This is a genomic window from Hyphomicrobium facile, from assembly GCF_900116175.1.
Lineage (GTDB): Bacteria > Pseudomonadota > Alphaproteobacteria > Rhizobiales > Hyphomicrobiaceae > Hyphomicrobium_B > Hyphomicrobium_B facile.
Genome location: NZ_FPCH01000001.1, coordinates 985,797 through 1,009,484, shown reverse-complemented (window position 1 = coordinate 1,009,484; position 23,688 = coordinate 985,797). Strand labels below are relative to the sequence as shown.

General features: G+C 60.5%; 26 protein-coding genes. 17 read left to right on the top strand and 9 right to left on the bottom strand.

What is annotated here, in order from left to right:
* Positions 1-25: 25 nt before the first annotated feature.
* The 4 genes from BM399_RS04855 (at position 26) to BM399_RS21070 (ending at position 2,620) form a co-directional block, all read left to right on the top strand.
* Positions 26-556 (top strand): DedA family protein, encoded by a 531-nt coding sequence (locus BM399_RS04855; protein WP_092866364.1) that lies wholly within the window; start codon positions 26-28, stop codon positions 554-556.
* Positions 557-693: 137 nt separating this feature from the next.
* Positions 694-858: a hypothetical protein gene (locus BM399_RS21075; protein ID WP_177228042.1), complete on the top strand. Its 165-nt coding sequence runs from the start codon at positions 694-696 to the stop codon at positions 856-858.
* Between the two features lie 64 nt (positions 859-922).
* Positions 923-2,290, top strand: a complete 1,368-nt coding sequence (locus BM399_RS04850) for a cytochrome P450 (RefSeq protein WP_092864923.1) — start codon at positions 923-925, stop codon at positions 2,288-2,290.
* A gap of 183 nt (positions 2,291-2,473) precedes the next feature.
* Complete coding sequence (locus BM399_RS21070) at positions 2,474-2,620, top strand: hypothetical protein (protein WP_177228041.1); 147 nt, start codon at positions 2,474-2,476, stop codon at positions 2,618-2,620.
* A 28-nt stretch (positions 2,621-2,648) separates the two neighbouring features.
* Here the strand turns inward: BM399_RS21070 and gatB are convergent, their stop codons facing one another.
* From gatB to gatC, 5 genes are read right to left on the bottom strand one after another with little or no spacing between them, the layout of a single operon-like run.
* On the bottom strand, positions 2,649-4,130 hold the full coding sequence (gatB, locus tag BM399_RS04845; protein WP_092864920.1) for an Asp-tRNA(Asn)/Glu-tRNA(Gln) amidotransferase subunit GatB: 1,482 nt from the start codon (positions 4,128-4,130) through the stop codon (positions 2,649-2,651).
* A complete protein-coding gene (locus BM399_RS04840; RefSeq protein ID WP_092864917.1) occupies positions 4,127-4,435 on the bottom strand; it encodes a hypothetical protein in 309 nt (102 codons plus the stop codon). The genes gatB and BM399_RS04840 overlap by 4 nt, the downstream gene beginning before the upstream one ends.
* A complete protein-coding gene (locus BM399_RS04835; RefSeq protein WP_244531073.1) occupies positions 4,428-4,742 on the bottom strand; it encodes a chorismate mutase in 315 nt (104 codons plus the stop codon). The genes BM399_RS04840 and BM399_RS04835 overlap by 8 nt, the downstream gene beginning before the upstream one ends.
* Before the next feature lie 37 nt (positions 4,743-4,779).
* Positions 4,780-6,279, bottom strand: a complete 1,500-nt coding sequence (gene gatA / locus BM399_RS04830) for an Asp-tRNA(Asn)/Glu-tRNA(Gln) amidotransferase subunit GatA (protein WP_092864911.1) — start codon at positions 6,277-6,279, stop codon at positions 4,780-4,782.
* A gap of 3 nt (positions 6,280-6,282) precedes the next feature.
* Positions 6,283-6,570, bottom strand: coding sequence for an Asp-tRNA(Asn)/Glu-tRNA(Gln) amidotransferase subunit GatC (gatC, locus tag BM399_RS04825; RefSeq protein WP_092864908.1), 288 nt, complete (start codon positions 6,568-6,570; stop codon positions 6,283-6,285).
* A 204-nt stretch (positions 6,571-6,774) separates the two neighbouring features.
* Between gatC and ruvX the strand changes: the two genes are divergently transcribed.
* The 5 genes from ruvX to dprA all read left to right on the top strand — a co-directional run bounded on the left by ruvX (position 6,775) and on the right by dprA (position 11,580).
* Positions 6,775-7,269: a Holliday junction resolvase RuvX gene (gene ruvX, locus BM399_RS04820; RefSeq protein ID WP_092864905.1), complete on the top strand. Its 495-nt coding sequence runs from the start codon at positions 6,775-6,777 to the stop codon at positions 7,267-7,269.
* Between the two features lie 153 nt (positions 7,270-7,422).
* Entirely contained in the window at positions 7,423-8,397 is a 975-nt protein-coding gene (locus BM399_RS04815; protein ID WP_092864902.1) for an aspartate carbamoyltransferase catalytic subunit, read from the top strand.
* A complete protein-coding gene (locus BM399_RS04810) occupies positions 8,394-9,725 on the top strand; it encodes a dihydroorotase (protein ID WP_092864899.1) in 1,332 nt (443 codons plus the stop codon). Before BM399_RS04815 ends, BM399_RS04810 begins: the two co-directional genes overlap by 4 nt.
* Before the next feature lie 51 nt (positions 9,726-9,776).
* A complete protein-coding gene (gene plsY / locus BM399_RS04805; RefSeq protein WP_092864896.1) occupies positions 9,777-10,409 on the top strand; it encodes a glycerol-3-phosphate 1-O-acyltransferase PlsY in 633 nt (210 codons plus the stop codon).
* Positions 10,393-11,580 carry a DNA-processing protein DprA gene (gene dprA, locus BM399_RS04800; RefSeq protein WP_092864893.1) on the top strand — a complete coding sequence of 396 codons (1,188 nt, stop codon included), beginning with the start codon at positions 10,393-10,395 and terminating at the stop codon, positions 11,578-11,580. Before plsY ends, dprA begins: the two co-directional genes overlap by 17 nt.
* On the opposite strand, the gene BM399_RS21330 is transcribed toward dprA, so the two are convergent.
* Positions 11,577-11,900 carry a hypothetical protein gene (locus BM399_RS21330; RefSeq protein WP_244531072.1) on the bottom strand — a complete coding sequence of 108 codons (324 nt, stop codon included), beginning with the start codon at positions 11,898-11,900 and terminating at the stop codon, positions 11,577-11,579. The two genes, dprA and BM399_RS21330, sit on opposite strands and share 4 nt — an antisense overlap.
* A gap of 87 nt (positions 11,901-11,987) precedes the next feature.
* Here BM399_RS21330 and topA point away from each other — a divergent pair, with 87 nt between their 5' ends.
* The 5 genes from topA (at position 11,988) to rpmG (ending at position 18,504) form a co-directional block, all read left to right on the top strand.
* Positions 11,988-14,744 (top strand): type I DNA topoisomerase, encoded by a 2,757-nt coding sequence (gene topA, locus BM399_RS04790; protein ID WP_092864890.1) that lies wholly within the window; start codon positions 11,988-11,990, stop codon positions 14,742-14,744.
* A 20-nt stretch (positions 14,745-14,764) separates the two neighbouring features.
* A complete protein-coding gene (gene rnr, locus BM399_RS04785) occupies positions 14,765-17,035 on the top strand; it encodes a ribonuclease R (protein WP_092864887.1) in 2,271 nt (756 codons plus the stop codon).
* Between the two features lie 53 nt (positions 17,036-17,088).
* Complete coding sequence (locus BM399_RS04780) at positions 17,089-17,547, top strand: DUF983 domain-containing protein (RefSeq protein ID WP_342028738.1); 459 nt, start codon at positions 17,089-17,091, stop codon at positions 17,545-17,547.
* Between the two features lie 12 nt (positions 17,548-17,559).
* Positions 17,560-18,261, top strand: coding sequence for an NUDIX hydrolase (locus BM399_RS04775; protein WP_092864883.1), 702 nt, complete (start codon positions 17,560-17,562; stop codon positions 18,259-18,261).
* Between the two features lie 75 nt (positions 18,262-18,336).
* Positions 18,337-18,504: a 50S ribosomal protein L33 gene (gene rpmG, locus BM399_RS04770; RefSeq protein ID WP_045836778.1), complete on the top strand. Its 168-nt coding sequence runs from the start codon at positions 18,337-18,339 to the stop codon at positions 18,502-18,504.
* 580 nt (positions 18,505-19,084) lie between these two features.
* Here rpmG and BM399_RS04765 read toward each other — a convergent pair.
* Positions 19,085-20,455, bottom strand: coding sequence for a PleD family two-component system response regulator (locus tag BM399_RS04765; protein ID WP_092864880.1), 1,371 nt, complete (start codon positions 20,453-20,455; stop codon positions 19,085-19,087).
* Positions 20,456-20,478: 23 nt separating this feature from the next.
* Positions 20,479-20,913, bottom strand: coding sequence for a response regulator (locus BM399_RS04760; protein ID WP_092864877.1), 435 nt, complete (start codon positions 20,911-20,913; stop codon positions 20,479-20,481).
* A gap of 141 nt (positions 20,914-21,054) precedes the next feature.
* Between BM399_RS04760 and BM399_RS04755 the strand changes: the two genes are divergently transcribed.
* Positions 21,055-21,324 carry a DUF3572 domain-containing protein gene (locus BM399_RS04755; protein WP_244531071.1) on the top strand — a complete coding sequence of 90 codons (270 nt, stop codon included), beginning with the start codon at positions 21,055-21,057 and terminating at the stop codon, positions 21,322-21,324.
* Between the two features lie 42 nt (positions 21,325-21,366).
* Here the strand turns inward: BM399_RS04755 and BM399_RS04750 are convergent, their stop codons facing one another.
* Entirely contained in the window at positions 21,367-22,236 is an 870-nt protein-coding gene (locus tag BM399_RS04750; RefSeq protein WP_092864871.1) for a cell envelope integrity EipB family protein, read from the bottom strand.
* 126 nt (positions 22,237-22,362) lie between these two features.
* On the opposite strand from BM399_RS04750, the gene BM399_RS04745 reads away from it, so the two are divergent.
* Together BM399_RS04745 and BM399_RS04740 are read left to right on the top strand one after the other, a co-directional pair.
* Positions 22,363-22,824: a RidA family protein gene (locus BM399_RS04745; RefSeq protein ID WP_092864868.1), complete on the top strand. Its 462-nt coding sequence runs from the start codon at positions 22,363-22,365 to the stop codon at positions 22,822-22,824.
* A 4-nt stretch (positions 22,825-22,828) separates the two neighbouring features.
* The gene (locus tag BM399_RS04740; protein ID WP_092864865.1) at positions 22,829-23,578 is read left to right on the top strand and encodes a glycerophosphodiester phosphodiesterase family protein; all 750 of its coding nucleotides are present in this window, start codon (positions 22,829-22,831) and stop codon (positions 23,576-23,578) included.
* Positions 23,579-23,688 lie beyond the last annotated feature (110 nt).

Genomic DNA, 23,688 nt, shown 5'->3' with positions numbered 1-23,688 from the left:
CCTCCAAAATGAAAGTCTCTACGAAATGAGCGTGCAGGACTTTGTCAATGCGATCGTAGAGTTCGTGAAAGCCAACGACGACTGGGCCGTGCCTATCGCATTTGCTGTCGCATTTCTCGAAAGCTTCTGTTTTCTATCGATCATCTGGCCGGGCACCGCGATTTTGATCGGGATTTCCGCCTTGCTGGCCAAAAGCGGCGTAGGGCTCGACGTTCTCTGGCCAGCGATCGTCGCTGCGAGTATCGGCGGCACCGTCGGTTACGCCGTTTCCTATTGGATCGGCCGCTACTACAAGGACGACATCCACAAGCTTTGGCCCTTTAATCGCAAACCGGAGTTGGTCGAGCGCGGCGAGGCATTTTTTGCGAAATGGGGTGCGCTCGGCGTGTTTTTCGGGCACTTCTTCGGCCCCGTCCGCGCGGTCATCCCGGTCGTTGCAGGCATGTACTCAATGCCGCAATGGCAATTCCAGCTGGTCAATGTTCTATCGGCCGCAATCTGGGCGGCAGGCATCATCGCACCCACCTATTTTGGCTTGAGCTACTTCCTGGAATAAGCGCAAATCCAGGCATTCGGCCCGCAAAAATGACGGCCGTACTTGCACGAACTGGCGCGATCCCGTAGAGGATCGCCCAACTGCTGCGCCAGGGCGCAGCGTCGATTCCTTGCATTCCACCTCTCGAGGCCTGTTTCATGTCTAAGACGTCGCTCAAGAATGTTCAAAAGCAGAAGAAAAAGGCCAAGCGCACCATTCCGCGTGCCCCTCAGACCCGTATTCAGGGCAACACGACCGGCGTCCGCACGCGCCTGAAGAAGCTTGCAGGCCAGGCCCGCGCAAAGAAGGCAGCATCGGCCTAGCTAGAAGCGCAGTCGCTCACTACGTACTCTGTCTGCCGGCGTGAATGGTGACGCGAGTAACGACATGACGACGACTGCGTTCTACCCGCCGACGGTCACGCCGTCCGCGCGCCCACTGCCCTTACTTCCCTTCCTGGGCCGTTTTGTCCGCAATCCTCTGCGGGCAATTCCGCGCGCCGTCTACCATGAGCCCATCGTAACCTACGGCGGCAAACGCCCGCTGATAGCGTGGGTTACGGGTCCGGCGCTCGTCGAAAACATCCTTCTCAAGAACGCCGAGCAGTTTCCAAAAACGCGGCTCGATCGTCGCGTTCTGAAGCCGATCATCGGCAACGGGCTGTTGACTGCGCAGGGCGAGAGCTGGCGCTGGCAACGTAAAGTCGCGAGCCCGCCTTTCAGGCACGCCGAGCTTCTCGGCTATGTGCCGACAATGGTCGACGCCGCGGTCAATTGCGTGATGCACTGGCGGTCGCGTGGTTCGAGCCCGTTCGTCACCAATGTCGAACAAGATCTGACAGATACGACGTTCTCCATTATCGCCCGAACGATCTTGGCAGGCGTCAGCACGCGCGACGGCGACGCCATAAAGCGTGCGGGCCGCGCCTATCTCGATCCGATCTCCTGGGAAGTCGCGGCGTCGCTCCTGCAGCTACCCGAGACCCTCTGGCACCCTGGCAAGGGCCGTATGCGGCGAGCCGCCGTGGAACTGCGGGCAATCGTCGGAAATCTTGTCGCCCAACGCCGGGCGGACGGCGCGACCGGTAGCGACCTCGTCGCGCGCATGCTGGCGGCGAAGGATCCCGACACCGGCGAACCGATGTCGGACGAAATGATCGCCGATAACCTCGCGACGTTTCTATTTGCTGGCCACGAAACGACGGCGAAGGCTTTGACCTGGACGCTCTACGTTTTGGCGCGTGCACCGGAATGGCAAACCCGGGTACGCGAAGAACTGGATGCGGTGATCGGCTCGGGCCCCGTCGATGCCGCAACGATCGCCAAGCTGCCCGTCACATCGCGCGTTTTGAAAGAGGTCATGCGCCTCTATCCGCCGGCACCCGTCATGACCCGCGTGAACGCCGAAGACGTAGAGATCGGCGGGATCTTCCTTCCAAAGCCCACGCTGATCGTCATCCCGATCTTTGCAATTCATCGCCACCGGTCGCTCTGGCAAGATCCTGATAGCTTCGACCCGGACCGGTTCCTGCCCGAGAACGAAGCGCGCTACCCCCGCACCCAGTTCATGCCCTTCGGATACGGACAGCGCGTCTGCATAGGCTCTTCCTTCGCCATACTCGAAGCGACGGCAATTCTCGCGACGCTGTTGCGAAACGTCCGCTTCGAATGGGACGGACGGCACCTGCCGGAGCCCGTGAGTCGCGTCACGCTTCGCCCGAAAGGCGGAATGCCGTTGATCGTCCGCCCCTTGTAACGGGCCCTTGTAACTGGCCCGATCCAAAGGCCGCGCCGGGGAATTGCCGTTAACTCCGCGTTTACCACGAGTTACCGGATCGCAAATATCGTCGTGCCATTTGTCATGGACGCATGAGCGGAGCTTCAAACTCTCGCTGCTATGATTTGTCGCATCAGCACCCCAGCCTCCAAGGAGAGGCAAATGACAACGACAAAAATCGCTTACGGGTTTGCAGCCGTCGTGCCGTTCGGCTTCGTCCTCTTGGCATGCATCGGCATCACGCACGTCGTCCTGGTCGGCCTTCGCGAACGCAAGGCGAGACGCCTCGCCCTTCAGAAAGCGTTCTGACAGCCTCCCCGGCGGCTGCGAATGACCGTCAGATTCCGAGCTTGGCTTTCAGGATGTCGTTGACCGCGGCAGGGTTTGCCTTGCCGCCGGTCGACTTCATCACCTGACCGACAAACCAGCCCAGCATCGATGGCTTGGCCTTCGCTTGTTCGACCTTTTCCGGGTTGGCCGCGATGATGGCGTCGACCGCCTTCTCGATGGCGCCGGTGTCGGTCACCTGCTTCATGCCACGCTTGTCGACGATTTCGGCCGGATCGCCGCCTTCAGTCCAGACGATCTCGAAGAGATCTTTGGCGATCTTCCCCGAGATGGCATTGGAGCCGATGAGATCGACGATGGCGCCGAGTTGTGCCGAAGACACCGGTGAATCCTCGATCGCTTTGCCTTCTTTATTCAAGCGCCCGAACAGCTCGTTGATCACCCAGTTCGCGGCGACCTTGCCATCGCGGCCTCCCGCGACCTTCTCGAAATAATCGGCGGATGCCCGCTCCGCGACGAGCACGTCGGCATCGTAAGCCGAAAGGCCGAAGCTCTCGATAAACCGCGCCCGCTTTTCGTCGGGGAGTTCCGGCAGCTTCGATTTAAGCTCTTCGACATAGTCGTTCGAGAACTCGAGCGGCAGAAGATCGGGATCGGGGAAATAGCGATAATCGTGCGCTTCCTCTTTCGACCGCATCGAACGCGTCTCGCCCTTCGCGGCATCGAAGAGACGCGTTTCCTGATCGATCTTGCCACCGTCCTCGATGATGTCGATCTGGCGCCGCGCCTCGTATTCGATCGCCTGACCGATGAAGCGGATCGAGTTGACGTTCTTGATCTCACAGCGCGTGCCGAGCTTATCGCCAGGCTTCCGGACCGAAACGTTGACGTCGGCGCGCAAGTTGCCCTTGTCCATATCACCGTCGGACGTGCCGAGATAACGCAAGATGCTGCGTAGCTTCGTAACGTAGGCCTGCGCCTGCTTCGACGACCTGAGATCGGGCTTCGAGACGATTTCCATCAACGCGACACCCGAACGGTTCAGGTCGACGTAGGAATAATCGGGGTGCTGATCGTGGAGCGACTTACCCGCATCCTGCTCGAGATGCAGCCGCTCGACACCGACAGTCAGCATCTCGCCGTCGACCGTGATCTCGACTTCGCCTTCGCCGACGATCGGCTGCTTGTACTGTGAGATCTGATAGCCCTGCGGCAGGTCCGGATAGAAATAGTTCTTCCGGTCGAAAACGCTCTTCGTATTGATCTGAGCCTTGAGACCGAGACCGGTACGAATGGCCTGCGCCACGCACTCGCGGTTGATCACGGGCAGCATGCCGGGCATGGCGGCGTCGACCAGCGAGACGTGGCTGTTCGGCGGCGCGCCGAAGCCCGTCGAAGATCCCGAAAAGAGCTTCGAATTCGACGCGACCTGGGCATGCACTTCAAGGCCGATGATGACTTCCCAGTCACCCGTCGCACCTTCGATGAAGTTCTTGGACTTCGGCTTTTCAGCGACTTTCTGAGAGTTCATTTCTCGCCTCCAGTCGAACCCTTGGTCGCATAACCGATGCCGGCATAAACGATGCCCGCGATGAGCGACGTCGTGAAAACGCCCGCAATAGCGCGGCCGAGCGTCGGCGCATCCCAAAGGCGCAGGAATGTTGCAATATAGAGCAATGCCGCTCCCGCGGCCGCTCCTGCGAAACCTGCTATTATGAGTTTGGCTTTGTCATCCGCACGCCGCCCAAGCATGAAGGCGACGACGATCGTTGCGGGATTGAGCACGCCGTAAAGAAAAACTTCAATCAGCGGCACGTCGGGCTGGAAATCAGGCACCGTCTACTCCCGACTTTTGGGTATCGTTTTGGACTTGTCTCAACTTTTCTTCTTCGAACTGGACAAACCAGCCGATCATGTTCCGCCACTGGGCGCCGACCATCTCGATCATCTCGGGCGGCAGGCCCTTTTCCGCAGCTCGCGCCTTGACGCGATCGATCACCTGCTGGATGCGCCATTGCACGATGGCGCCTTCGCTCGAGTTCATCTTGAGCTGCCACGCGCGATCGACGTAGCCGAAGCGCTCGGCGATGAGATCGACCAAGGCCGCATCGATGCGATCGATTTCAGTGCGCACCTGGGACATGTCTGCGCATTCCCACGGCCGTTTCGGATCCATGATGTCAGCCCTTCATCCACCAAGCGTCCGGCACGGATAGGCGGCCGGCTGCATCCTCGATAACCTGAGCTGTGCGAAACAGCGTTTCCTCGTCGAACGGCTTGCCGATCAGCTGCAGCCCGAGCGGCGTTCCTTCCGACGAGAGACCGCCCGGAACCGACATCCCCGGCAGCCCTGCCATGTTCACGGTGACCGTAAAGATATCTTCAAGATACATGGCCAACGGATCGCCGGTTTTCTCGCCGAACGCGAATGCCGGCGACGGCGTCGTCGGCGTCAGGACAACGTCGACCTTATTCCAGGCTTCGTCGAAATCGCGCTTGATCAGCGTCCGAACCTTCTGTGCCTTGAGATAATAAGCGTCGTAGTAGCCCGCCGAAAGAACATACGTGCCGATCAGGATACGGCGGCGCACTTCCTTGCCGAAGCCCTGATGGCGCGTATTCTCATAGGTGTCGATCAGATTGTCGCCGTTGACGCGCAGGCCGTAACGCACGCCGTCGTAACGCGCGAGGTTCGATGAACACTCGGCCGGCGCCACGATGTAATAGGCCGGCAACGCATATTTCGTGTGCGGCAGCGAGATGTCGTGGATCGTCGCGCCCGCCGACTTGAGCCAAGCGATCCCATCGTCCCAGAGCTTCTGGATCTCGGGCGACATGCCCTCGACGCGATATTCCCGGGGGATGCCGACTCTCAGCCCTTTGACGCCTTTGCCAAGCACCGCTTCGTAATCGGGAACAGGTGCGTCGACTGACGTCGTATCCTTGAGATCGTGGCTCGCCATGGCTTTGAGCATGATCGCAGCATCGCGCACGGTCTTGCCGATGGGTCCGGCCTGATCGAGAGACGACGCGAACGCGACGATGCCCCAGCGCGAGCAGCGGCCATAGGTGGGCTTTATTCCGACGGTGCCGGTAAGCGCGGCCGGCTGCCGGATCGAGCCTCCCGTGTCCGTTGCCGTCGCAGCTAAACAGAGGCCCGCGGCAACAGCCGCCGAAGAACCACCCGATGAGCCGCCGGGAACGAGCTTGTCGGTCGACAGCTTGCCGTCCTTGCCCTTGCGCCGCCAGGGACTGACGACGTTGCCGAAGGCGCTCGTCTCGTTCGACGAACCCATCGCGAATTCATCGTTATTGAGCTTGCCGAGCATGACAGCACCGGCATCCCACAAATTCTGTCCAACGGTCGACTCGTAGGTCGGATGGAATTCGCCGAGGATGTTCGAGCACGCCGTCGTGCGGATGCCGCGCGTGCAGAAAAGATCCTTGTTGCCGATCGGCAGGCCTTCGAGCGGACGAGCACTGCCAGCCGCAATCCGCTTGTCGCTATCCTTGGCCTGCACGCGCGCATGCTCCGGCGTCTGCAGGACGTATGCATTGAGCGCGGGGTTGGCTTTCTCGATTGCGGTAATGAACGCGTCGGTCAGCTCGAGCGCCGTGAACGTCTTTTTCGCCAAGCCGTCGCGGGCCTCGGCCATCGTCAATTTTGTAAGATCCGTCACCAGCTACTCCACGACCTTCGGCACCACGAAGAAATTGTCCTCGGCGAGCGGCGCGTTCGCCACGATCTGCTCTGCGATCTCGCCGTCGGTGACGACATCGTCCCGCATCTTGAGCTTCTGCGCGACGACACGCGTCATGGGCTCGACGTTGCTCGTATCGACCTCGTCGAGTTGCGCCACCCAGTCGAGGATGCCCGAGAGCTCTTTCTCGAGCCCCTTGGCCTCGGCGTCGCTGATTTTGATCCGGGCGAGGCGCGCGATACGGCGAACGGTCGCTTCGTCGACCTGCATGGAAAGTTCCCTTCAAGGAAATCGGGGGATGTTGCGAAGCTCTCTTACCCGCCCTCCCCGCTTCAATGCAACCGGCGGTACTATCTGAGGGACCCTCAGTGGGTTAAACCGAAGACAAAGGGCGGCGAACGATGCCAATTTGCCGCCGAAGCTGGTAGAGGCAGCTTTGCAATCCTCCCCTTACACATATTCAGGCATGCCTTAATGAACCAGTCGGCCGCCCCAGCGATACCGGGCCGCACCACGGAAGATCAGCACGAATTCCATGCCATCGCGGCTGGACGCCTCATCGGCATCGATGCGGGCACCAAAACGCTGGGCCTCGCCCTTTCGGACGTACGGCGCACGATAGCCTCTCCCCTCGAAACGATCCGCAGGACCAAGTTTACGGCCGACGCGGTCCGTCTCTTCGCCCTGGTCACAGAGCACAGCGTCGCTGGGCTGGTGCTGGGTCTCCCCCGCAATATGGACGGGACGGAGGGTCCGCGCGCACAGGCGACCCGGGCACTCGCGCGCAATCTCAATAAAATGTCGCCGCTGCCTATACTGCTCTGGGACGAAAGGCTGACGACCGCGGAAGCTCAACGAATGTTGATCGACGCCGATCAGACGCGCAAACGGCGCGCCGAGGTGATCGACAAGCTGGCCGCGACGATCATCCTCCAGAGCGCGCTCGATCGCCTGAATAACAAGGACTAATCGGCCACGGGAGGACGCGCCCTGCGCCTCGCCCTGCCCGCTTCGAGGCGATCCGTACCCCGATCGCACTTCACGCGCCGTTAAGCCCCTTTGGGATTGATGTCGTTCCCCTGCTTGCGGCCCCGCAAGACTCCCCCTATAGAAGCGCCTTTAATGACATCGAAATCGAATACCAATGCGCTGAAAGTTTTTCCGCGCCGCCACCTGCTGACCTGCGAGGGTCTGTCGGCTAACGAAATCAATTTCTTGCTCGATCTCGCGGACAAGAACGCGGATCACATCCGCAATAATGGTCGCAAGCGCGACGTGCTTGCGGGCCGAACCATCATCAACCTCTTCTTCGAATCGTCGACGCGAACCCAAGCCTCGTTCGAAATGGCGGGCAAGCGATTGAGCGCCGACGTGATGAACATGAACGTCGCGACGTCGTCGGTCACGAAGGGCGAGACGCTCATCGATACCGCGGTGACGCTGAACGCGATGCGCCCGGACATCATCGTCGTCCGCCATCATGCGGCCGGCGCCGTCGAGCTTCTGTCTCAGAAGGTTGACTGCTCGGTCATCAACGCCGGCGACGGCGCGCACCAGCATCCGACGCAGGCCCTTCTCGACGCGCTGACCATCCGCCGGGCCAAAGGCCGTATCGCCGGTCTGACGGTCGCGATTTGCGGCGACATACTCCACTCGCGCGTTGCGAGATCCAATATCAACGTCTTGAACGCACTCGGCGCCCGCGTGCGGCTCATCGCACCGACGACATTGATGCCGTCATCGCCCGAGCGCCTCGGTTGCGAAGTCTTCACAGACATGTGGAAAGGCATCGAAGGCGTCGACATCGTCATGATGCTCCGCCTCCAGCGCGAACGGATGGATGCTTCATACGTCCCGTCGACCCGCGAATTCTTCCATTTCTTCGGGCTCGATCACGAGAAACTGGCCCGCGCCAAGCCCGACGCCCTCGTCATGCATCCAGGTCCGATGAACCGCGGCGTCGAAATCGCCTCGACCGTCGCCGATCATTCCAAAAGTGTTATCCGCGAACAGGTTGAAATGGGCGTTGCCGTCAGAATGGCCGTACTCGAAGCGTTATCGGCGCACCTTCCGGGCTTCGCGGAGGACGCCCGATGAGAAAGCCGATCGAAAAGCCGAAAAGCCTCGGCACCGCGACTGTCTTCATCAACGCGCGCCTCATCGATCCGGCTTCGAACCGCGACGAACCCGGTGGACTTCTCGTCAAAGACGGCATGATCGCCGACCTCGGCGCGCATCTCAGGCGCAACGCTCCGGAAGGGGCGAATGTCATCGATTGCAAAGGCAATGTCTTGGCGCCCGGCCTGATAGACGCGCAGGTCTTCACGGGCGAACCTGGCTACGAGCACCGCGAGACGCTTAAGACGGCAAGTCATGCCGCCGCGGCCGGCGGCGTCACGACAATCGTCGTGATGCCCGACACGAACCCGGTGATCGACCAGGTCGCACTCGTCGATTTCATCCAGCGCCGCGCCCGCGACAACGCCCTGGTGCACGTGCAGACCATGGCCGCCATGACGAAGGGCCTGCAGGGCGAGGAGATGACCGAGATCGGTCTTCTGAAGCGCGCCGGAGCAATCGGCTTCTCGAACGGCAAATCGAGTGTCATCAATACCCGCGTCATGCGCAATGTCCTGAGCTACGCCAAGGACTTCAACGCACTCGTGGTCCACCACACCGAGGACCCTTATCTCTCGAGCGGCTCGATGAACTCGGGCGAAGTCGCATCCCGCCTCGGATTGCCCGGCATATCCAAAATCGCCGAGACGATCATGCTGGAACGAGACGTTCGCCTCGTCGAAATGACGGGCGGCCGCTACCACGCCGCAACGATCAGCTGTCAGGAGAGCCTCGACGTCGTCAAAAATGCCAAGGCGAAAATGCTGCCCGTCAGTTGCGGCGTCTCGATCAATCACCTGACGCTCAACGAAAACGATATCGGGCCATATCGTACGTTCTTCAAAATGCGTCCTCCCTTGCGCAAGGAAGAAGATCGCGTCGCAATGGTGCAGGCGGTCGCCAACGGCGATATCGATGTCATCGTATCGAGCCACGACCCGCAGGACGCCGACACCAAGCGTCGCCCATTTGCGGAAGCAGCAGATGGCGCCGTCGGCCTCGAAACGTTGCTTTCCGCCGCCCTGCGCCTCGTCCATTCAGGAGACATGACGCTCTCTGCAATGCTGAAGGCGTTGACCATCAATCCCGCACGGCTCTTAGGCCTGCACTCCGGACGCCTCGCCAAGGGCTCCATCGCGGACCTCGTCCTGTTCGATCCGGGCGAACCCTGGGTCGTCAACAAGGACCTGCTGCGCTCCCGCTCGAAGAACACGCCCTTCGACGAAGCGAAAATGCAGGGACGCGTGCTGAGGACGATGGTTGCCGGGCAAACGGTCTACGAATACGCTGGCGTCGAACGCACGTAGACCCACCACTCCCCTGTCACACCAGCGGATCTTGCGAAAAAGATTTAGGCCATGAGCTCCTTGTTACCTTTGGCAGTGCTGACGGACAGCGGCTCGCCGCTTGAAATCGCGCTCGCATTGGTCATCGGTTACCTGCTGGGCTCGATCCCATTCGGACTGTTGCTCACACGTGCAGCTGGACTGGGCGACATCCGGAGCATCGGATCGGGCAACATAGGCGCGACCAACGTTTTGCGAACCGGCAACAAAGGTCTCGCGGCGGCGACCCTTCTTCTCGACGCCGCGAAGGGCGCCGTCGCCGTGCTCATTGCGAGACATTTCCTGGGCGAGACGCCCGCAATGCTCGCAGGTCTTGGCGCCTTCATCGGCCACATCTTTCCGGTCTGGCTGGGGTTCAAAGGCGGCAAGGGCGTCGCGACGTACCTCGGCGTCTTGATTGCTCTCGCATGGCAGTGCGCCGCGGTCTTTGCCGTGCTTTGGTTGTCCGTCGCCGCACTGACGCGAATATCTTCCCTCGCCGCCATTGTCGCTACGATCGCCGCGCCCGTCGCCGCGTGGATATTGGGAGACTCCGTTCTGGCGACGGTTGTCACACTTATGAGCCTCATCGTTCTCATCAAGCATCGCGCCAACATCGAACGCCTGATTGCGGGACAGGAGCCGAGCATTGGCTCCAAGACCTGACGAGCCGCAGCTTTTCCGCCCCGCGCCGTTGCCGACGGCAGAGCTTTCCGATGAGGAAAGACTGGCCTGTCTGAGGTTGATCAGATCAGAGAACGTGGGACCGGTAACCTTCCGCGATCTCATCAATCACTTCGGCGGCGCCACCAAAGCGCTCGAAGCCCTGCCCGCACTTACCCGGCGCGGCGGCTCCGGCCGGACGATCCGGATCTGCCCGAAAGCCGACGCGGAACGCGAACTCGACGCAGCCCGGCGAATAGGTGCGACGCCCCTCTTCACGATTGAGCCGAACTATCCAGCACTTCTCGCCCGCATCGAAGCCCCGCCCCCAATGCTCTACATCAAGGGCAATCACGAGCTTCTGAACGTTCCGGCCGTCGCGATCGTCGGATCACGGCAATGCTCGGCCGCCGGAGTACAGTTGACGCGCCTCTTCGCGGGCCAATTGGCAGAAGCTGGGTTCGTCATTGTTTCGGGCCTCGCGCGCGGCATCGACCGGGCGGCGCATGAGACGACGCTGAAAAGCGGAACCGTCGCCGTCGTCGCCGGCGGCATCGATTGGATCTACCCGCCCGAACATGCCGAATTGCAGGCCCGCATCGGAAGTGAAGGCTGCCTGGTCACCGAGCGGCCGCCGGGACTACAGCCAAGGGACAAGGACTTTCCGCGCCGGAACCGGATCATCGCAGGGCTGGTCAATGGCGTCGTCATCGTGGAGGCTGCGGCGCGTTCCGGCACCCTCGTAACGGCCCGCTACGCCAATGACCTCGGCCGCGAGGTCTTCGCCATCCCCGGACATCCCCTGGATCCCCGCGCGGAAGGGACGAATCGCCTGATCAAGCAGGGTGCAACGCTCGTCACCGAAGCCGCGGAAATCGTAGAAGTTCTTCGCCCTATCCTGGGCCTCGAAGAACGCCGATACGACTATACGCTGCCCATGGAGCAGCCAGCCGCCGCACCAACCTCGGCGAAACCTTCAGCACCGGAACTTGCGCCGGAAGACGTCTCGAAAGCCGTCCTCTCGGCGCTCGGACCAGCCCCCGTCACCGTCGACGCCATCGCACGAAACGCCGGCTTGACGATCCAGGCGGTACAAATTGCACTCCTCGAGCTTGATCTCGGAGGCCGGATCGAGCGTCAAGGACATAGCCTCGTGGCATTGAAAAGCGTTTAGCTTTGATGGCGATCCGTTTCGCGCCGCGCCTCGGCATGCGAAATAGCCAGCATACGGGATAACTTCCGGCACCCCTCGCGCTCGGCCATGAGCTGTAATTCGCCCAACAAATCAGCAAGATATTCTAGGTGCTCTCGCTTCTCACCGCCTGACCGGCCGAAATGTCCGCTATCCTGCAACGCTTCCATCGCCCTTGAGAAATTATCCGCACATTCCATATCCTTAATGTATAGTACTCTAGTTATGGTGGCAACAATAATAAATGCACAATCACTAGTCGTAACAACCTGGGATTTGACAGCGCCGCGGCGATCAACCATGTTCCGGCCCCGCCGCGAGGCGGCGAATGAAGGCCGCTTACCCGTCGACCCGACGGGCGGAGAGCGGCCCAGGAGCGAAATCGCCAGATGAACGTCGTCATCGTCGAATCAGCCGCTAAGGCCAAGACGATCAATAAATATTTGGGCTCAGGCTACAAGGTCATCGCGTCCTACGGGCACGTGCGCGACCTGCCTGCGAAGGACGGCTCCGTCGAGCCCGAGCAAGATTTTGCGATGCACTGGGAAGTGGATCCGAAGTCCCAGAAGATCATGCGCGAGATCGCCGACGCGCTCAAGAAAGCCGACAAACTGATCCTCGCGACCGACCCTGATCGCGAAGGCGAGGCCATTTCCTGGCACATCCTCCAAATTCTCAATCAGAAAAAGGCTCTGAACAAGAATACCGAGGTCGAGCGGGTCGCGTTCAACGCCATCACCAAGCAATCGATCCTGGCCGCGCTCAAGGAGCCGCGCAAGATCGACGAACCCCTGGTTGACGCCTATTTGGCGCGCCGCGCCCTCGATTATCTCGTCGGCTTTACGCTCTCGCCCGTGCTCTGGCGGAAGCTGCCGGGCTCCCGGTCGGCCGGCCGCGTCCAGTCCGTCGCCCTCCGTCTCGTCTGCGACCGCGAGGCCGAGATCGAGGCCTTCAGAACCGACGAATACTGGACGATCGAGGCGCTTCTCTCGACCGCAAAGGGCGAAGACGTCAGATCCCGCCTCGTCGCGATCGATGGAACGACGCTCAAGAAGCTCGACATCAAGGACGAAGCGACGGCGACCGCCATCCGGCAGGCGCTGATCGGTCAGAATTTCCGCGTCGCGTCGATCGAGAAGAAAGCCACGAAGCGCAATCCCTTCCCGCCGTTCACGACGTCGACATTGCAGATGGACGCGTCTCGTAAGCTCGGCTTCTCGGCGAAGCAGACGATGCAGATCGCCCAGCGCCTCTATGAGGGCGTCGATATCGGCGGCGAGACCGTCGGCCTCATCACTTATATGCGAACGGACGGCGTCCAGATCGTGCCGGAAGCCGTCGGCCATATCCGCGACGTGATCTCTGCCGAATTCGGCAAGAACTACACGCCCTTCGCACGCGAATACAAAAGCAAGGCCAAGAACGCGCAGGAAGCGCACGAGGCCATCCGCCCGACCGACCCACGCCGCAAGCCCGATCAGGTTCGCAGGTACCTCGAAAAGGATCAGGCCGCGCTTTACGATCTTATCTGGAAGCGCGCCATCTCGAGCCAGATGGCACCTGCCGATATCGAGCAGACGGCCGCCGAGATCGAGGTCAAGGGCGCCGACGGCAAAGCCTACGGCATGCGGGCGAACGGCTCCGTCCTCCTGTTCGACGGCTTCCTCAAGGTCTACGAGGAAGGCCGCGACGACCGCGTTCTCACGATCCAGAAGGGCAAGGACGATCCGTCCGACGACGACAGCGACAATCGCCGTCTTCCGGCGCTCGCCGTTGGCGATCATCTGAAAGATAAAGAGATCAGCGCCGACCAGCACTTCACGCAGCCCCCGCCCCGCTTCTCGGAAGCGACGCTGGTGAAGCGGATGGAAGAGCTCGGCATCGGCCGCCCTTCGACCTATGCGTCGACGATGGCCGTGCTCGTCGACCGCGATTACGTCCGCATCGAAAAGAAGCGTCTTGTCCCCGAGGACAAGGGACGCCTCGTCATCGCGTTCCTCGAAAGCTTCTTCAAGAAATACGTCGAATTCGACTTCACAGCCGAGCTCGAAGAAAAGCTCGATCTCATCTCTAACGACGAACTTGCCTACAAGGACGTGCTGCGCGACTTCTGGCGCGACTTCATGGCGGCCGTCGGAGAGATCAAGGATCTGCGCGTCGGCGACGTTCTCGAAGCGTTGAACGAAATGCTTGGACCGCACGTCTTCCCGGATAAAGGAGACGGCAGCGATCCGCGCCTTTGCCCCAAGTGCGGATCGGGACGCTTGAGCCTCAAGATTTCCGGAAAGTACGGCGCCTTCATCGGCTGCGGAAACTATCCGGAGTGCAACTATACGCGGCAGCTGACCCAGTCTGCCGACGGCGACGCGAACGCGCTCGACGGCAAGATTCTCGGCTACAATGACGATGGCGTTGCGGTCACGCTGCGCACCGGCCGGTTCGGGCCCTACATTCAGCTCGGTGAAGCGGCAGGCGACGAAAAGCCGAAACGCTCGAGCATTCCGAAGGGCATTGACGCAGCGACGCTCGATTTCGAAAAGGCGCTGCAGCTCCTGTCGCTTCCACGCGAAGTTGGCGCGCATCCCGACGAGGGCGGCGCGATCACCGCCGGTCTCGGCCGGTTCGGACCGTTCATTGTTCACGAGAACGCCGGAACCAAGACCTACGTCAATCTCGAGAGCATCGAGGACGTGTTGACCATCGGCCTCAACCGGGCCGTCACGCTGATTGCCGAAAAGCGCGCCGGCGGCGGCAAGAGCCGCTTCCAGCGAAACGCGCCGAAGGTCCTGAAAGATCTTGGCGCACATCCGAGCGAAGGCGGCGCTGTGCAGGTGCTAGAGGGCCGTTACGGGCCCTACGTCACGCACAACAAAGTCAACGCCACGGTACCTCGCGCGAAGGACCCGGCATCCCTCACGATGGATGAGGCGGTGTCGCTTCTGGCCGAACGGGTCGCCAACGGCGGCGGCAAGAAGTCGAAGTCGTCGCGCGCCGCAAAGCCGAAGGCGACGAAAGCGGCAAAGCCTGAGAAGGCCGCGAAACCCGCAGCCGCCAAGAAGCCTGCGGCCGAAAAGAAACCCGCAGCAGCCAAAAAAGCGGCGAAAACCGCCGCTCCCGCAAAGAAACTCGCTAGGGCTAAGGCCTGATCGCAAACACGAGGCGCCAGGTGGCCCGCAAATCGAACGTGACGCGCGCTCCTGCAAACGGCGGACTTCCGAGCAAAGAGCAGATCATCGACTTTCTGAACTCCGCTCAGGGCAAAGCCGGGAAGCGCGAGATCGCGCGCGCCTTCGGCGTATCGGGCGGCGCCCGCATCGCGTTGAAGCGACTGCTCGCCGAGATGTCGGAAGAAGGCACTCTGGCTGGCGATAAAAAGCACATGCGTGAGAAGGGCAAACTGCCGCCCACCACGACGCTTGAAGTCACCGGCCGCGACAAGGACGGCGATCTCATTGCAAAGCCGTTGCACTGGGAAGAGGACGACGGCAAGCGACCGATCGTTCGCATGCTGACCGGCCACGGTCGCGACGTCGAGATCGGCATCGGCGATCACGTTCTGGCGCGCCTCGAAAAACTGCCGCGCGGAAGCGGAGCCGCATCCTACGAAGCGACGCCGATCAAGAAGCTGCCGCGCGAGAAGCGCCGTCTTCTCGGCATTTACCGCGCATCGAAACGCGGCGGCGGCACCATCGAGCCGATCGATCGGAAAGAATTGAAGAGCTGGCAAATTCTCCCCGATGATGCCGGCGGCGCCAGCGACGGCGATCTCGTTCGCTTCCAATTGAACCGCCGCGGACGTTTCGCAACGCCCCGCGCCGAGATCGTCGAAAGCCTTGGCAATCCCGACGATCAGCGAAAGATCTCGCTCATCGCCATTCATGCCCACGGCATCCCGGAAGATTTCCCCGAGTCGGTCATTCAGGAATGCGAGACACTGCCGGCGCCGACGATGAAAGGCCGCACCGATCTTCGCGACCTTGCGCTCCTCACCATCGATCCGATGGATGCCCGCGATCATGACGACGCCGTCCACGCGGCCGCCGATACGGACTCGAAAAACTCAGGCGGCTTCGTCGTAACCGTCGCCATCGCCGACGTCGCTCATTACATCCGCCCCGGCTCGAAGCTCGACCGCGAAGCGCAACTCCGCGGCAACTCGGTCTATTTCCCTGACCGCGTCGTGCCGATGCTGCCGGAGAAAATATCGAACGATCTATGTTCACTGCGTGAACTCGAAGAGCGCCCGGCCCTCGCTGTCCGCATGGTGTTCGACAAGCACGGCGAAAAGCGCAGCCATACGTTCCTGCGCGCCATGATGAAATCGGCCGCCAAGCTTTCGTATCAGGAAGCGCAGGCCGCCATCGACGGCGACCCGTCGGAAAAATGTCAGCCTCTCATGGAGACTGCGCTGAAGCCGCTGTGGGCGGCTTACAGAGCCGTCGCGAAGGCGCGCGACAAGCGTGGCCCTCTCGACCTCGATCTGCCTGAGCGCAAAATCCTTCTCAATGCCGAAGGCAAAGTCGATCGCGTCGTGACGCCTCAGCGATTGGAGGCGCATCGCCTGATCGAAGAGTTCATGATCCAGGCGAACGTTGCAGCCGCCGAGACGCTCGAGGAAAAACGCCTTCCGCTCGTCTATCGCGTCCACGACGCGCCGAGCCCGGAGAAACTGAAGGGCCTCAGAGACTTTCTCGAAACGCTCGACATGAAGGTTCCGCACGCCGGTGCGCTGAAGCCGGAAGCTTTCAATCGCGTCCTCGAGCAGGCGAAGGATCTGCCCGTTCCCGACCTCATCAATGAAGTGATCCTCCGTTCGCAGTCGCAGGCCGAATACAATCCGAAGAACATCGGGCATTTCGGTTTGAACCTCGTACGCTACGCGCACTTCACGTCTCCGATCCGCCGCTACGCCGATCTGATCGTGCATCGCGCATTGATCCGCGCACTCGGTCTCGGATCAGATGGACTGAGCGACGACGAAATCCCGCGCCTTGCAAGCATCGCGAAGGCAATCTCCGACACCGAGCGTCGCGCCATGTCCGCCGAGCGTGAAACGACGGATCGCCTGATCGCCGCTCACCTCGCCGATCATGTTGGCGCGACATTCCATGGCCGCATCGCCGGCGTCACGCGGTCCGGACTCTTCGTGAAACTCAAGGATACCGGAGCCGACGGCTACATTCCGATTTCCAGTCTCGGCAACGATTACTACCACCACGTCGAAGCGGCCCACGCTTTGATCGGCGCCCGTTCCGGTACGGGCTATCGGCTCGGCGACACCGTCGAGGTCCGCCTGCTCGAGGCAATCCCGTCCGCCGGTGCACTACGATTTGAAATGCTGACCGAGCCGACCAAGGGAAATTTCACTTCGAAGGCGCTCAGCAGCCGCAACGCTCGGCCGCGAAAGTCTCATAAATTTCGGGGCCGCGGGCGATAACGCCGCAGAAAGACGCGCCGACCCTTGACCATCGCGCTGTGACGTCCCATCACATGCTCATGCTCGACACCGCAGGCAACATCCCCGTCGCGAATGATGGCACAGATCGAAATGTCTGGCAGGCATTGGGCCGTGGCTGGAATCAGAAGTGCCCGGACTGCGGTGACGGACGGCTTTACGGAAAATATCTGAAGGTCAACGACCTCTGCCCGGCTTGCGGAACCGAACTTTTCCACCAGCGCGCCGACGACGCTCCGCCCTATTTCGTCATGACGATCACCGCACACGTCATCGTCGCCGGCATCATCATTGTCGAGCGGCTTTATTCACCGCCGACGTGGGTGCAGCTTGTGATCTGGATGCCAGCACTAATACTGCTGAGCTTGTGGCTGTTGCCGCGCGTGAAGGGATCGCTCGTCGGATATCAATGGGCCCTTCGCATGCATGGCTTCGGAGCTCCGAATACGGACGAGCCGGAAGAATGGCCGCCGTCGCCGCCCGCAGCCTCCTGACAGCCCGTCGCGATGTCGGACGCATCCAGCGACCCACCGACTGAAACGCCGATCCGCGACGCAGCGTGCCTCGTCGTCGTCGACACGTCGGGAACAGAACCGACACTTCTGATGGGGCGCCGCCACGCCAGCCAAATCTTTCTCCCAGACAAATGGGTGTTTCCCGGCGGCCGCGTCGAGGAAGACGATCGCACGCTCGCCGATGGGTTCTCGGGCGCTTTCATGCCGGCGAACCTGGCGCACGAAATAAAGCCCTTCGCGCTGGCGGCCGTTCGCGAACTCTGTGAGGAAACCGGCCTCATAATCGGCACGAAGAGCCTATTCGCGCATCAGAGCGCGGCATGGGAGGCTTTTGCAGCCTCGGGGCATAGCCCGTCCCCCGCCGAGCTGCTGCCGTTTGCGCGCGCCATTACGCCCCCCGGACGCGTCCGCCGTTATGACACTTGGTTTTTCGTGGCGAAGGCGAACGCTGTATCCGGAAATTTCACGCCACCCGACGGCGAGTTGCTGGATCTCGGTTGGTTTACCATTTCGAAGGCTTCGGATCTCGACCTGCCGCGGATCACCAAACATGTCCTCGACGATGTCGCAGCACTGCTTCTGGACGATCCGGAATTGAGCGGCACGCGCGAATTCCTGCCGTTCTATTATTCGGCCGGATCCGCCTATCGTCGCGATCTAATATCCTGTAAAGTCGCACCTCCGCCGCCTTGACACGGCAAAGTTCGCGCGTATGTTGCGCGCTTCCTCGCCAAGGTTCATTGGCGCTTTCACTTAGGGCCAAGATCGATGGCGAAACCAGTTACACAAAAAATCAAATTGCTCTCGTCTGCCGGCACCGGCTTCTTCTACGTCACGAAGAAGAACCCGCGCACGTCGACCGAAAAGCTCGTATTCAAGAAATACGATCCGGTCGTGCGCAAGCACGTGGAATTCAAGGAAACCAAGATCAAGTAGGCGCGCGTTAACGCCAACCTACACTGGTTTATTTTTGAAAAAATAGATGTGTTGAAGGAGCCCTGGCTGAAAGCGGCCAGGGCCTAAAGCAAACTCGGCAGCGGGGTAAATCGTTCCGAGACAGCTTCGCGACCCTGGCCACAACCGGGCGAGGTTCAAAGAGGGCGTTGTTCCTCACCCAGCTTCGCGATCGACCCTCTGCAACCGTTCGAGGAGGCCACTCGTGTGGTCGCTCGGTTCGATCATACCCACTCTATCAGGCTATGCGGCGGGCCCAATAGCGCGGGATTTCTCAGTCGCCATCCAAACAGCATGCTGCAGGCTTCGCGACCAATAAATCTGACGTAATGTTCTTGTTATCCCCACGTCGTTATTCAAATTGGTGCCAGAATACAGTGCAGAAAGCAACAACTGCTTTACTGTGTCGCCAGCGCAACGATTCGACCCAAGCAGCGGCGTTTCGTTGACCGACTAATCAACTGGAAATAATGCGAAAATTGGCCTGGGATCGGCAACGCTCAAAACGTTGCATCAGCACAATTGCGCAACAGCAACGACCCCATTGTCCCGAAAGTCTCAGCTACGCCGCGTCGGCGACAACCCTGTTTCGTCCGCGCCTTTTGGCGATGTAGAGCGCGCAATCCGCACGCTTGAACATCGTCTCCGGAGTGTCCTCAGGAGTTTCGAGCGTGCCGATCCCGACGCTCGCCGTCACGCGGATGCTTCTCCCATCGCCGATCGCAAATTCATCGGACGCCACGCATGCCCGCAGCCGCTCGCCGACTTGGTAGGCGTGCGTGAGATCAGTGTCCGGCATGATGATAACGAACTCTTCGCCCCCGAGCCGGCACGCAAGATCTATCCCGCGCGTATTCCGCCGAAGGCGTACGGAAAACTCCCTGAGCACTGCATCGCCGACGTCGTGACCGTACGTGTCGTTGACGTTCTTGAAATGATCGATGTCGGCAACGAGCATCGACAGGTTGCGGCCGGTGCGGATCGCTTCCGAGACCAATGTTCGAAGATGCCCTTCCATGTAACGGCGGTTATGAAGCCCCGTCAGCGAGTCGGTGATTGCCTGCTCGACGCTCTCGGCGAGGCGATGCCGCAGGAAATCCGAATGCCGCTTCCGCTTGATCTGCGTCTTCACGCGCGCGAGCAGCTCGTGCCGATCGATCGGACGCATCAGATAGTCGTTGACGCCCATATCGAGCCCGCGGAGCAAGCGCGCCTCGTCTCCCGGCTCAACCAGCATGATGACCGGCAGATGCCGTGTACGCTCGAGTGAACGCACTTGCGAGCAAAGCCTCAGGCCGTCGGCGCCCTGCAACGACAAACTCACGATCAGAAGATCGAAATTGCCCTCCGCGAGACGCACCAGCGCGATCTGCGCGTCGCGCTCCGCGTAGGCGTCGTTGGCTTTGGACAGAACCTCGAGAAGACGCGCAGCCGAACGCGGATGGTCGTCGACCAGCATGACCCGGCCCGACCTCGCGGAAAGCGCCCGCGCGAGCGAGCCATCGTCCGGAATGCCCATGTCCTTGCCTGTCGAGGCACGCATGATCATTTCGTCGTTCAGCATCTTGAGGCGCGCGAGATTTTTCACGCGCGTCACGAGTGCGATGTCATCGACAGGCTTGGTGAGGAAGTCGTCGGCGCCGCTTTCGAGGCCGAGCACCTTGTCGGACGGCTGATCGAGTGCCGTGACCATGACGACGGGAATGTGATGGGTCGCGTGGCTGCCTTTGATGCGCCGGCACACCTCGAACCCGTCCATGCCGGGCATCATGACGTCGAGCAGCACGACGTCGATGCTTTCGCGCGCCAGAATGTCGAGGGCCTGCTGCCCGCTGTTGGCGGTGAGAACTTCGAAATACTCCGCCTGCAGCCTCGCCTCGAGAAGCTTCACATTGGCAAGAATATCATCAACGACGAGTACGCGGGCTGTCATGGATCACTAAATCTGGAGACGAACTACGGCTTCGACGGGCCGATGAACTTTCGAACGGTTTCGAGAAACGCCATCACCGAAATCGGCTTCGAAATGTAAGCTTCACAGCCACCTGACCGAATCCTTTCCTCGTCCCCCTTCATCGCGAAGGCCGTTACGGCGACGATCGGAATTTCGCGGAGACTGTCATCGTCCTTCAGCCATCTCGTCACCTCAAGGCCGGAAACTTCGGGCAACTGGATGTCCATCAAGATGAGATCCGGACGGTGCCTGCGCGCGAGTTCGAGCGCGTCGAAGCCATTTCGCGTCTGGATCGTCTTGTAGCCGTGCGCCACGAGGAGGTCGTTGAAGAGCTTCATATTGAGCTCATTGTCTTCGACGATCAGGACAGATCGCACCGTTGGCCGCGGCTCAGGCACGCGACGCTCGACGTTCGTTCTGGATTCCTGATACGTCATTGAACCGCCCACTCTCCATCGCGGTCGTTTTGCACCGATTCTCGCCCAAACCCTGGGTCATCTTTGCCTCGAAAGCCGTAACCAACAGTTAACATCAGCCTACGCATAGGAAACGCAATGCTACGCTCCAGATCAAAACCTATGACTAAGGATGATGCAGAATCCCTAGCGTTGCAGGTGCTGGCATTCCTGCTCGCCGACCCAAATCAGACTTCGCGTTTTCTTTCATTGACTGGACTTTCACCTGACGATCTTCGAGGCGTTGCCAGTTCTCTCGAGCTGCAAACAGCGACGTTCGACTACATTCTTTCAGACGAAGGACTGTTGCTGTCGTTCTGCCAGGAAGCCGGCATCGATCCCGCGATCATGGGCCCGGCCCATCAACTCCTGACAGGACCAATCGATTTCTAATGATCGCATCAGCCGAGGGGCCGCGACTGAATTACGAACTGGCTAGTGTACGTCCTTCGTTTCCGGGCACTTGCCCGGCGTCAGCGCCGTCAGTTCCTTAAGCTCGCCCTTGATGGAGAACTCGCCGTAGTCAATCTTCAGATTGCTGGTGACGCCATTTTCGAAATAGCGAAACGATAGCTCGTAGGACGGCGTTTGATCGTTCTTGTCCTTGCCGGCCTCAAAATAACTGATCGTCATCGGCCAGGAATCGACGCTCGCCAGAATGTCCGCACCTTTGAAGGAAGCAGGGACAGTCTTTGTGCTTCTGTCGAACTTTTTGCCGATGACAGTATTGGTCAAATAATACTTCTCGCCTTGCTCCGACCCGTCGTAGAGATTGGCCGCAAACATCTTCAAACCACTTTTGGCCGCCTGGACGAGAGTCGACGCGTGCTGCATCGGAAAATAAATATCGGGCGGCAACGACACGCGCTTTTTCGCGGGCTTCACGAGATCGACGCCGACGACTGGCATCGCACCCTTCGAGCGCGCGGCATCCCCTTGGCTCGTGTCGGCGAGCTTATCGTTCTGATATTGCGTTGAAGAAAACCTGAGCTTCTTCGCGTCGGCCTCTTCCCAGCTCGAATTCCTGAGATCGCTGAGCGTCTCGGTTCCTTCCTGGTTCGTCATCACCGTCACGAAACGCATGTTCTGCGTATAGCCGTCGCACTGCGAGCCGCTGAGCTCATAGACCATCCGGCCAGCGACGCCCGTCACGCCCGAGCCCGCCGTTGAACCTCCCAACGAAAGCTCGTAGACCGCTCGATGTGGGGCAAACGGGATAAGATCGGCTGCAGCCGCGGGCGAAACCGGCATCTGACCGGCAAGCACGAGAAGCGCGATCGTGACATAGCCTTCACGCACAATCATTGGGCTCACTCGCTCTCCAGGCCTGTATACTTAAAACTGCAGCAGTGTAGTTCGCAGATAAAGCGTTGCAAAGAGGCGCTAGCACGGCACAAGCTGCACCGAAATCTAACTATGGGTAATATGCCAATGACAACAGTCGATCAAAGGCTTTCCGAATTGGGCCTTAAACTCCCCGAAGCGCCTCAACCCGTCGCTAATTACGTGCCTTTTCTCATTTCCGGTGACCAACTCTTCATTTCCGGACAGGTCGCCAAGGATGCGACCGGCCGCGTGCTGACAGGCAAGCTTGGAGCCGGCGTATCCATCGAAGACGGGCAGGAAGCCGCCCGGCAATCTGCCCTCAGCTTGCTGGCACAAGCGAAAGCCGCTCTCGGCGATCTTGAACGCGTGGTCCAGGTCTTGAGGCTGACTGGCTTTGTCGCGTCGACGCCGGAGTTCGTCGATCACCCGAAAATCATCAATGGCGCATCCGACCTTCTCGTCGCTGTCCTCGGCGACGCCGGACGGCACACGAGATCCGCTGTCGGCGTCTCGAGCCTGCCGCTCGGCACGTGCGTCGAAATCGATGCGATCCTGAAAATCCGTTGACGCCATGCTCGACCGCGCAGCGTTTCTTCGACCGATCGCTCACCGCGGCCTGCATGACGCGAAGCGCGGGGTCATCGAGAATACCGGCCCCGCGTTCGAGGCGGCCATTACGGCGGGCTACGGCATCGAATGCGATGTCCGGCCCATCAGAGGCGGCTTGCCCGTCGTCTTTCACGATGAGACGTTGAACCGGCTCGTCGACGGACGCGGGCCCCTCTCGGCCGTCAAGGAACGTGATCTCGCATCGCTTCGCCATCGGGTCGGCGGCGCGACGATCCTGACACTCGCCGGCCTGCTGGACCTGGTCGGCGGGAGCGTCCCGTTGCTCATCGAAATCAAAAGCGAATGGCAGCCGCCGGACCGCGAGTTCATCGCCCGCATCGCAAGGCTCGTCTCCGATTATCCCGGCCCCGTCGCCCTGATGTCGTTCGATCCGGATGTGATGACTGCTGTGCGGAGCTTGGCCCCGGACGTCCCGCGCGGGATCGTTTCGGGAAGTTATGCGGGCGCCGGTTGGTGGTCGCGCAAGATCAAAAGAAAGCGCGCAGCCGGGCTTCGCAACCTGCTCGAGTCTGGCCCAGTTGCGCCCAACTTTTATGCCTACCAAGTCGATGCACTGCCGACGCCGGTAACGGAATACGTGCGCCAAGTCTCGGGCCTGCCGCTCTTCACCTGGACAGTGCGCACACCGAAACAGCGGCGCATAGCCGAAGCACACGCCGACGCCATGATATTTGAGGGCTTTCATCCCTAACGATTGAACCGCCGCTCCGGATCACCGCATGCAGCGCGGATCTGCCCTGCTCTTTGTCGCTTTGAGACTGCAATGGAGTTGCATAGACTTGGGACATACTCAGCAGCGGT